We start from the raw sequence: 9,341 nt of genomic DNA on the forward strand, positions 1-9,341 counted from the left end.
CTATGCCGAAGTGCCTTACGAGGACTGGCTGCGGGCGCTCACAGGCACCACGCTGCGCGAGCAGTTCGGCATCGAGCGCAACCATTTCGACCGCCTGGTGCACTTCCTCTTCGGGCTGCTGTTCTTCCGCCCGCTGCGCGAACTGCTGGATGACCGCCTGACCCTGCCGCCGGCCTGGCGCATCGCGCTACCGGTGCTGATCCTGGCGTTCATCTCCATGCTCTACGAGTTCGTCGAGTGGGCCGCCGCCGAGTACTTTGGCGGTGGTCTGGGCATGGCCTACCTGGGCACCCAGGGCGATGTCTGGGATGCCCACAAGGACATGGCGCTGGCCCTGCTCGGGTCGCTGCTCGCACCCTTCATGGACCGGCGCGCGCTGCGCCTGTCGCCGACATCCCCCCTGACACCACGCACTTCTCACGCCGGATGACCCCGCCATGACCGATCACACCGCTGCCCTGAACACGTCCGCGCCGGCCGCCGCCGCGCCATCCGCGGCGCCGCCTGCCGTGCCGCTGGCGCCGAAGCGCGAGATCTTCGGCTGGGCCATGTACGACTTCGCCAACCAGGCCTACACGCTGCTCATCATCACGGTGATCTTCGGCGACCTGTTCACCCGCGTGATCGTCGGCGATGCGCCGGACTACCGGCTCGGCAACCTGCTGTGGAGCCTGTGCATCGCGCTCAGCTGCCTGGCGGTGGCGCTGGTGAACCCGGTCTGCGGTGCCATCATGGACTACACCGCGACGCGCAAGCGCTTCCTGTTCGTGACCTATGTGCTGACCGTGACCGGCACTGCGCTGCTGTATTTCGTCGAGCCGGGCTGGATCGCCTTCGCCATGCTGCTGATCATCGTGACCAATTTCGCCTTCGCGCTGGGTGAGGGTTTCATTGCCAGCTTCCTCACCGACCTCGGGCCGCGCGAATCGCTGGGCTGGATCTCCGGACTGGGCTGGGGACTGGGCTACATCGGCGGCCTGGTGGCGACGGCGTTCTCGGTGGCCTGGCTGGGCGAGGTGAGTCTGGAGAACTACGACACCGTGCGCTGGGTCGGCCCGTTCACCGCCGCCTTCGTGCTGCTCGGCTGCCTGCCTACCTTTTTCTGGCTGCGCGAGCGGGGCAGGGCGCGCGTGCTGCCGGCCGGCGAATCTGTGCTGCACCTGGGCTTCCGCCGCCTGCGCGAGACCTGGAGCGAAATGCAGCAGTTCCGCGACCTGCGCCGGCTGCTGCTGTCGATCTTCTTCTCCATGGCCGGCATCGCCATCATCGTCAGCTTCGCCTTCATCTACGGCGCGCAGGTGATCGGCTGGGACGACGACGTGCGCGCGCTCATGTTCGTCATCGTGCAGTTCAACGCCGCCGTCGGCGCCATCGGCTTCGGCGTGCTGCAGAGCCGCATCGGCTCGCGCCTCACCTACCTGCTGTCGCAGGGTCTGTGGGTGGTGGCCATCCTGGCGATCTGGCTGACGCCCGAGGTGGCGGCGCTGGGCCGCGAACACCTGGGCACCGACTGGCAGGCCCAGCATGTGTTCCTGGTCGCCGGCTGCCTCGCCGGCCTCAGTCTGGGGTCGGCGCAGTCGGCCGGGCGCGCGCTGGTCGGCCTGCTCACCCCGGCGGGCAAGTCGGCGGAGTTCTTCGGCCTCTGGGGCACGGCGGCCAAGCTGGCGGCGGTGTTCGGCATGATCGGCCTGGGCCTGCTGCAGCTGTTCTTCGGCCTGGCCGACGCCATCCTGTTCTGCCTGGCGCTGTTCGCCATCTCCATGCTGATCGTGGCCGGTGTCGACGAGCGCCGTGGCATGGCGGCGGCGGATGCCTGGCAGGCACGCGGCGACTGATGCCGCAGGAGGGCGTTCCCGGCGGGGGACGCCGGCCCGTGCCATAGCACTTTGGTCCAGTAGGGGAATGTGTCGACAAAATCGGCTGATTTCGGGTTGACCAAGCGGTTTCACGGGTTTAATGTCACGCCACCTGCAAGATTGTAGACAATCCGGCCAGAATGCATGACTGACATGACGCCAGGCTCCGCGAAGTTTCCAGCGAGCGTTCCGCAAGCCGTCGGCGACGGCGTGGCGGAGCCGCTGATGCTGGACGAGCCGCGTCAGACCCTGGCCGACAAGGTCTTCGCGCAGATCCAGGATGCCATCGTCAAGGGCGAGCTGGCTGCCGGCTCGCGGGTCTCCGAAGCCGAGCTGGTGGCGCGCTACGGTGTCTCGCGCGGCCCCTTGCGCGAGGCCCTGCGCCGGCTCGAAGGCCGGCAGCTGATCACCCGCATCCCGCATGTCGGCGTGCGCATCATGGCGCTGTCGCTGGACGAGCTGCTGCAGATCTACCAGGTGCGCGAGACCCTGGAAGGCCTGGCCTGCCGCCTCGCCGCCGAGCACATGACCGATGCCGAGATCGCCGACCTGAAGGCGCTGCTGCGCCGCCACGAACAGCAGATCGCCGAGCAGGAAGGCCGCGCCTACATCCAGGAAGAAGGCAATGTCGACTTCCACTACCGCGTCATCCACGGCAGCCACAACGCGGTGCTGATCCAGATGCTGTGCGGCGAGCTCTACCACCGCGTGCGCATCTACCGCGGCCAGTTCTCGCTCACCGAAGGCCGCCCGGCGAAAGCGCTGGGCGAGCACCAGCGCATCGTCGAGGCCATCGAGGCCCGCGACGGCGAGCTCGCCGAATTCCTCATGCGTCGCCACATCGCCACCGCCCGCGCCAACATCGAGGCCCGCGTGCGTGACGGCGGCGCTCGCGCCGATGCCGAAGGGCAGGGCGCGGCCCCCTTTCCAGCCACAACCCCCGAAACGCCGGCGATCCCGGCCAGGAGTGCGTAATGTCAGTGAAACCCAGTGCCGGTCGTCGCTTCCGCGATGCCATCGCCGCCGAAAAGCCGCTGCAGGTCATGGGCACGGTCAATGCCTATGCCGCCATGATGGCGACCCAGGTCGGCTACAAGGCCATCTACCTGTCCGGCGCCGGCGTGGCGAACTACTCCTACGGCCTGCCGGACCTGGGCATCACCTCGCTGGATGACGTGCTCACCGACGTGCGTCGCGTCACCGCCGCCGTCGACACGCCGCTGCTGGTCGACATCGACACCGGCTGGGGCGGGGCGTTCAACATCGGCCGCACCATCAAGGAAATGATCAAGGCCGGCGCCGCCGCCGTGCACATCGAGGACCAGGTCGCGCAGAAGCGCTGCGGCCACCGTCCGAACAAGGAGATCGTCGCCATCGACGAGATGGTCGACCGCGTGAAGGCTGCCGTCGACGCCAAGACCGACAGCGAATTCGTGGTCATGGCCCGTACCGATTCGCTGCAGAAGGAAGGCCTGAACGGCGTCATCGACCGCATCAGCGCCTATGTCGAAGCCGGCGCCGACGCCATCTTCGCCGAGGCCATGACCGACATCACCATGTACCGCAAGGTCTGCGACGCCGTGAACGTGCCGGTGCTGGCCAACATCACCGAGTTCGGCGACACGCCGTACTACACCACCCAGGAGCTGGGCGAGCAGGGCATCGCCATGGTGCTCTACCCGCTGTCCGGCACCCGCGCCATGCAGAAGGCCGCGCTGGCCGTCTACGAGGCCGTGCGCAAGGAAGGCACCCAGGTCAACGTGCTCGACCTGATGCAGAAGCGCAAGGAGCTCTACGAGTACCTGAACTACCACAGCTACGAAGACAAGATCGATCAGCTGTTCTCGAAGAACAAGTGACTGACTTTCAAAACAAGATCGGAACCCGACCAGGAGAATGACAATGAGTGAAACGCAACAGGTCCTCCCGAAGGCCAAGAAGTCCGTCGCCCTGTCCGGCACCGCCGCCGGCAACACCGCGCTCTGCACCGTCGGCCGCACCGGCAACGACCTGGCCTACCGCGGCTACGACATCCTCGACCTGGCCACCACCAGCGAGTTCGAGGAAATCGCCCACCTGCTGGTGCACGGCAAGCTGCCGACCGTCGCCGAGCTGGCCGCCTACAAGACCAAGCTGAAGTCGCTGCGCGGCCTGCCGGCCGCCGTCAAGGTCGCTCTCGAGCAGCTGCCGCCGTCGTCGCACCCGATGGACGTGATGCGCACCGGCGTGTCCGTGCTCGGCTGCGTGAAGCCGGAGAAGGACGATCACAACCACCCGGGCGCGCGCGACATCGCCGACAAGCTGATGGCGTCGCTGGGCTCCATCCTGCTCTACTGGTACCACTTCGCCTACAACGGCAAGCGTATCGAAGTCGAGACCGACGATGACTCCATCGGCGGCCACTTCCTGCACCTGCTGCACGGCGAGAAGCCGAAGGACAGCTGGGTCCGCGCCATGCACACCTCGCTGATCCTGTACGCCGAGCACGAGTTCAACGCCTCGACCTTCACCTCGCGCGTGGTCGCCGGCACCGGCTCCGACATCTACTCGGCCATCTGCGGCGGCATCGGTGCCCTGCGCGGTCCGAAGCACGGCGGTGCCAACGAAGTCGCCTTCGAGATCCAGAAGCGCTACGACAACCCGGACGAAGCCGAGGCCGACATCCGCGAGCGCGTCGGCCGCAAGGAAGTGGTCATCGGTTTCGGCCACCCGGTCTACACCGTGTCCGACCCGCGCAACAAGGTGATCAAGCAGGTTGCCCTGGACCTGTCGAAGGAAGCCGGCAGCACCAAGATGTTCGACATCGCCGAACGTCTGGAAAGCGTGATGTGGGACATCAAGAAGATGTTCCCGAACCTGGACTGGTTCAGCGCCGTCAGCTACCACGTCATGGGCGTGCCCACCGACATGTTCACGCCGCTGTTCGTGATCGCCCGCACCTCCGGCTGGAGCGCGCACATCATCGAGCAGCGCATCGACGGCAAGATCATCCGCCCGAGCGCCAACTACGTCGGACCGGAAGACCAGAAGTTCGTGCCGATCCAGGACCGCAAGTAAGCGGCAGGAAGCAGAAGGGGGACCGCATGGCGGTCCCGGCCCGACCAGCCCCGCTTCCTGTCCGCACCGGACCGGGAGCGGGGCTTTCGCCCTTCCGGGGCGCTGATCCAGAGAGACATCATGAACAGAGAATTCCGCAAGAACCTGCCCGGCACGTCGCTCGACTACTTCGACGCCCGCGCCGCGGTGGATGCCATCAAGCCGGGCGCCTGGGACGGCCTGCCGTACACCGCCCGCATCCATGCCGAGAACATCGTGCGCAAGGCCGACCCGGCCATCATCACCGAAAGCCTGACGCAGCTCATCGAGCGCAAGCGCGAGCGCGACTTCCCGTGGTTCCCGGCGCGCGTGGTCTGCCACGACATCCTCGGCCAGACCGCGCTGGTCGACCTCGCCGGCCTGCGTGACGCCATCGCCGACCAGGGCGGCGACCCCGCCAAGGTCAATCCGGTGGTGCCGGTGCAGCTGATCGTCGACCATTCGCTGGCCGTCGAATGCGGCGGCTTCGATCCGGACGCGTTCCAGAAGAATCGCGACATCGAAGATCGCCGCAACGAAGACCGCTTCCACTTCATCAACTGGACCAAGACCGCGTTCGACAACATCGACGTGATCCCGGCCGGCAACGGCATCATGCACCAGATCAATCTGGAGAAGATGTCGCCGGTGATCCACAGCCAGAACGGCCTGGCCTTCCCGGACACCTGTGTCGGCACCGACTCGCACACCCCGCATGTCGATGCGCTGGGCGTGATCTCGGTGGGCGTGGGCGGTCTCGAGGCCGAAAACGTCATGCTCGGCCGCGCGTCCTGGATGCGCACTCCGGACATGGTCGGCGTCGAGCTGACCGGCAAGCGCCAGCCCGGCATCACCGCCACCGACATCGTGCTGGCGCTGACCGAGTTCCTGCGCAAGGAGCGCGTCGTCGGCTCGTACCTGGAGTTCTACGGCGAGGGCGTGCCCGGCCTGACCATCGGCGACCGCGCCACCATCTCCAACATGGCCCCGGAATACGGCGCCACCGCCGCCATGTTCTCCATCGACGAACAGACGCTGACCTACCTGCGCCTCACCGGCCGCACCGACGAGCAGGTCGCCCTGGTCGAGACCTACGCCAAGGAAGCCGGCCTGTGGTCGGACACGCTGGCCAAGGCCGAGTTCGAGCGCGTGCTGACGTTCGACCTGTCGAGCGTGGTGCGCAACATGGCCGGCCCGTCGAACCCGCATCGCCGCCTGCCGGTGTCGGCGCTCAAGGAGCGCGGCATCGCCGTCGATCTCGACAAGGCGCGTGCCGAAGAAGCCCAGGGCCTGATGCCGGATGGCGCGGTGATCATCGCCGCCATCACCTCGTGCACCAACACCTCCAACCCGCGCAACGTCATCGCCGCCGGCCTGCTGGCGCGCAATGCCCGCCAGCTCGGCCTGGTGCGCAAGCCCTGGGTGAAGTCGTCGCTGGCGCCGGGCTCCAAGGTGGTCGAGCTGTACCTGAAGGAAGCCGGCCTGATGGAGGACCTCGAGGCCCTGGGCTTCGGCATCGTCGCCTTCGCCTGCACCACCTGCAACGGCATGTCCGGCGCGCTCGATCCGAAGATCCAGCAGGAGATCGTCGAACGCGACCTGTACGCGACCGCCGTGCTCTCCGGCAACCGCAACTTCGACGGCCGCATCCATCCGCATGCCAAGCAGGCCTTCCTGGCTTCGCCGCCGCTGGTCGTGGCCTACGCCATCGCCGGCACCATCCGCTTCGACATCGAGCAGGACGTGCTCGCCGTGGTCGACGGCCGCGAGATCCGCCTCAAGGACATCTGGCCGTCGGACGAGGAGATCGACGAGCTGGTGGCGAAGTCGGTGAAGCCGGCCCAGTTCAACCAGATCTACATCCCGATGTTCGAGAAGCAGGATGCGGAGAAGGCCGCTTCCCCGCTGTACGACTGGCGCGAAATGTCGACCTACATCCGCCGTCCGCCGTACTGGGAAGGCGCGCTGGCCGGCGAGCGCACGCTCAAGGGCATGCGTCCGCTGGCGGTGCTGCCGGACAACATCACCACCGACCATCTGTCGCCGTCGAACGCGATCGTGATGAACTCGGCCGCCGGCGAGTACCTGCACAAGATGGGCCTGCCGGAAGAGGACTTCAACTCCTACGCCACCCACCGCGGCGACCACCTGACCACGCAGCGCGCAACCTTCGCCAACAAGGAGCTGGTCAACGAGATGGCCGTGGTCGACGGCCAGGTCAAGAAGGGCTCGCTGGCGCGCATCGAGCCGGAAGGCAAGGTCACGCGCATGTGGGAAGCCATCGAGACCTACATGGAGCGCAAGCAGCCGCTGATCATCATCGCCGGTGCCGACTACGGCCAGGGCTCGTCGCGTGACTGGGCCGCCAAGGGCGTGCGCCTGGCCGGCGTGGAGGCGATCGCGGCGGAAGGCTTCGAGCGCATCCACCGCACCAACCTGATCGGCATGGGCGTGCTGCCGCTGGAGTTCAAGCCGGGCACCACGCGCCTGACGCTGGCCATCGACGGCACCGAGACCTATGACGTGGAAGGCGCGCTGGCGCCGCGCGCGACGCTGACGCTGGTGGTCAACCGCCGCAACGGCGAAGTCGTGCGCGTGCCGGTGACCTGCCGTCTCGACTCCGACGAGGAAGTGTCGGTGTACGAGGCTGGCGGCGTGCTGCAGCGCTTCGCCAAGGACTTCCTGGAGGCGACCACGGCATGAGCCATCTCCCTCAGGTGAAAATCCCCGCCACCTACATCCGTGGCGGCACGTCCAAGGGCGTGTTCTTCCGGCTCCAGGACCTGCCCGTGTCCTGCCAGGTGCCAGGCGAGGCGCGCGACCGGCTGTTCATGCGCGTGATCGGCAGCCCCGACCCCTATGCCGCCCATATCGACGGCATGGGCGGCGCCACGTCGAGCACGTCCAAGTGCGTGATCCTGGCCAAGAGCAGCGTGCCGGACCACGATGTGGACTACCTCTATGGCCAGGTCTCGATCGACAAGGCCTTCGTGGACTGGAGCGGCAACTGCGGCAACCTGTCCACGGCGGCGGGCTCGTTCGCGATCCAGGCCGGGCTGGTTGATGCGTCGCGCATTCCGCAGAACGGCACCTGTGTCGTGCGCATCTGGCAGGCCAACATCGGCAAGACCATCATCGCCCATGTGCCGGTGACCGGCGGCGAGGTGCAGGAGACCGGTGACTTCGAGCTCGACGGCGTGACCTTCCCGGCCGCCGAGATCGTGCTCGAGTTCCTCGATCCGTCGGATGACGGCGAGGATGGCGGCTCCATGTTCCCGACCGGAAACCTCGTCGATGACCTCGAGGTGCCGGAGGCTGTCGTGAAGGGCGGTATCTTGAAGGCGACCATGATCAGCGCCGGCATTCCGACCGTTTTCGTGAACGCGGCGGACATCGGCTACACCGGCACCGAGCTGCGCGAGCAGATCAACACCGATCCCGAGGCGCTCAAGCGCTTCGAGGCCATCCGTGTCGCCGGCGCCCTGCGCATGGGCCTGATCGGGACGCCGGAAGAGGCCGCGACCCGCCAGCACACGCCGAAGATCGCCTTCGTGGCGCCGGCGACCGACTACGTGTCGTCCAGCGGCAAGGCCATCAAGGCCGGCGAGGTCGACCTGCTGGTGCGCGCGCTGTCCATGGGCAAGCTGCACCACGCCATGATGGGCACCGCCTCCGTGGCCATCGCCACCGCCGCCGCGGTCCCGGGCACGCTGGTGAACCTGGCCGCCGGTGGCGGCGCGCGCGAGGCGGTGACCTTTGGGCATCCGTCCGGCACGCTGCGTGTCGGTGCCGCCGCCGAGCAGCAGAATGGCCAGTGGACGGTGACCAAGGCCATCATGAGCCGCAGCGCGCGAATCCTGATGGAAGGCTGGGTGAGGGTGCCGGGCGGCAGCTTCTGACCGTTTCCGTGCCGGTGCGCCGTTGTGGCTGCCGGCACGGTCTCCCGTGCCTTGCCTTCATGCTGCACCAGTGTCCATAGCAAATGCCCCGCACCTGTCTGACAGGCGCGGGGCATTTGCTTATGGGTGGCTGCTCCGGGGCGTGCCGTCGTCGGTCGCCGCAGTCACTGCGGCTGCCGCTCGGGCATCGGCGGGCAGGGGCGGGTGAGTGCCCAGCGCAGAGGTTGCCTCTGCGGCATCCGGCACGCCGGCCGGCGGCTCCGGCCGCAGCCAGAGCCAGACCAGCACGCTCAGCATGATGGCGCTGACCAGGGCGAAGGGCAGGACATGGTCGCTGGTCCAGGCCAGGATGACGGCGCACAGCGCCATCATGACGGTGGCACTCCATTTCGCCCGGCGGCTGACGAAGCCGCCGGCGCGCCAGTTGGAGATCATGGGGCCGAACAGCTCGTGGCGCTCGAGCCAGGCCAGCAGGCGGGGCGAGCCGCGGCTGGCGAACCAGGCCGCGAGC

Annotated in this window: 7 protein-coding genes and 1 pseudogene; 7 read left to right on the top strand and 1 reads right to left on the bottom strand. The window is 67.4% G+C overall.

Translation table 11 applies throughout. The features are described from left to right. From C5O18_RS03460 to prpF, 7 genes and pseudogenes are all read left to right on the top strand, one after another. Positions 1-430, top strand: a 430-nt coding sequence (locus C5O18_RS03460) for a DUF2238 domain-containing protein (protein ID WP_105191488.1), incomplete at its 5' end; no start/stop codon positions are given. Positions 431-437: 7 nt separating this feature from the next. Beyond that, the gene (locus tag C5O18_RS03465) at positions 438-1,835 is read left to right on the top strand and encodes an MFS transporter (protein ID WP_206389709.1); all 1,398 of its coding nucleotides are present in this window, start codon (positions 438-440) and stop codon (positions 1,833-1,835) included. Between the two features lie 246 nt (positions 1,836-2,081). Continuing rightward, positions 2,082-2,723: pseudogene (locus C5O18_RS03470) on the top strand (GntR family transcriptional regulator); the annotation flags it as partial. 107 nt (positions 2,724-2,830) lie between these two features. Beyond that, the gene (gene prpB / locus C5O18_RS03475) at positions 2,831-3,715 is read left to right on the top strand and encodes a methylisocitrate lyase (RefSeq protein ID WP_105191492.1); all 885 of its coding nucleotides are present in this window, start codon (positions 2,831-2,833) and stop codon (positions 3,713-3,715) included. Positions 3,716-3,758: 43 nt separating this feature from the next. After that, positions 3,759-4,913 carry a bifunctional 2-methylcitrate synthase/citrate synthase gene (gene prpC / locus C5O18_RS03480; RefSeq protein ID WP_105191494.1) on the top strand — a complete coding sequence of 385 codons (1,155 nt, stop codon included), beginning with the start codon at positions 3,759-3,761 and terminating at the stop codon, positions 4,911-4,913. Between the two features lie 120 nt (positions 4,914-5,033). Then, the gene (gene acnD, locus C5O18_RS03485) at positions 5,034-7,634 is read left to right on the top strand and encodes a Fe/S-dependent 2-methylisocitrate dehydratase AcnD (protein WP_105191496.1); all 2,601 of its coding nucleotides are present in this window, start codon (positions 5,034-5,036) and stop codon (positions 7,632-7,634) included. Further along, complete coding sequence (gene prpF, locus C5O18_RS03490) at positions 7,631-8,830, top strand: 2-methylaconitate cis-trans isomerase PrpF (RefSeq protein ID WP_105191498.1); 1,200 nt, start codon at positions 7,631-7,633, stop codon at positions 8,828-8,830. Before acnD ends, prpF begins: the two co-directional genes overlap by 4 nt. A 120-nt stretch (positions 8,831-8,950) precedes the next feature. On the opposite strand, the gene C5O18_RS03495 is transcribed toward prpF, so the two are convergent. Next, positions 8,951-9,341 (bottom strand): YbaN family protein (locus C5O18_RS03495; RefSeq protein WP_105191500.1); only part of this gene is annotated, 391 nt, incomplete at its 5' end.

The organism is Amnimonas aquatica, assembly GCF_002943415.1.
GTDB lineage: Bacteria > Pseudomonadota > Gammaproteobacteria > Pseudomonadales > Moraxellaceae > Perlucidibaca > Perlucidibaca aquatica_A.

Coding starts and splice junctions, on each gene's coding strand:
- C5O18_RS03465 (WP_206389709.1), top strand. CDS start 438: ATGACCGATCACACCGCTGCCCTGAACACGTCCGCGCCGGCCGCCGCC.
- prpB (WP_105191492.1), top strand. CDS start 2,831: ATGTCAGTGAAACCCAGTGCCGGTCGTCGCTTCCGCGATGCCATCGCC.
- prpC (WP_105191494.1), top strand. CDS start 3,759: ATGAGTGAAACGCAACAGGTCCTCCCGAAGGCCAAGAAGTCCGTCGCC.
- acnD (WP_105191496.1), top strand. CDS start 5,034: ATGAACAGAGAATTCCGCAAGAACCTGCCCGGCACGTCGCTCGACTAC.
- prpF (WP_105191498.1), top strand. CDS start 7,631: ATGAGCCATCTCCCTCAGGTGAAAATCCCCGCCACCTACATCCGTGGC.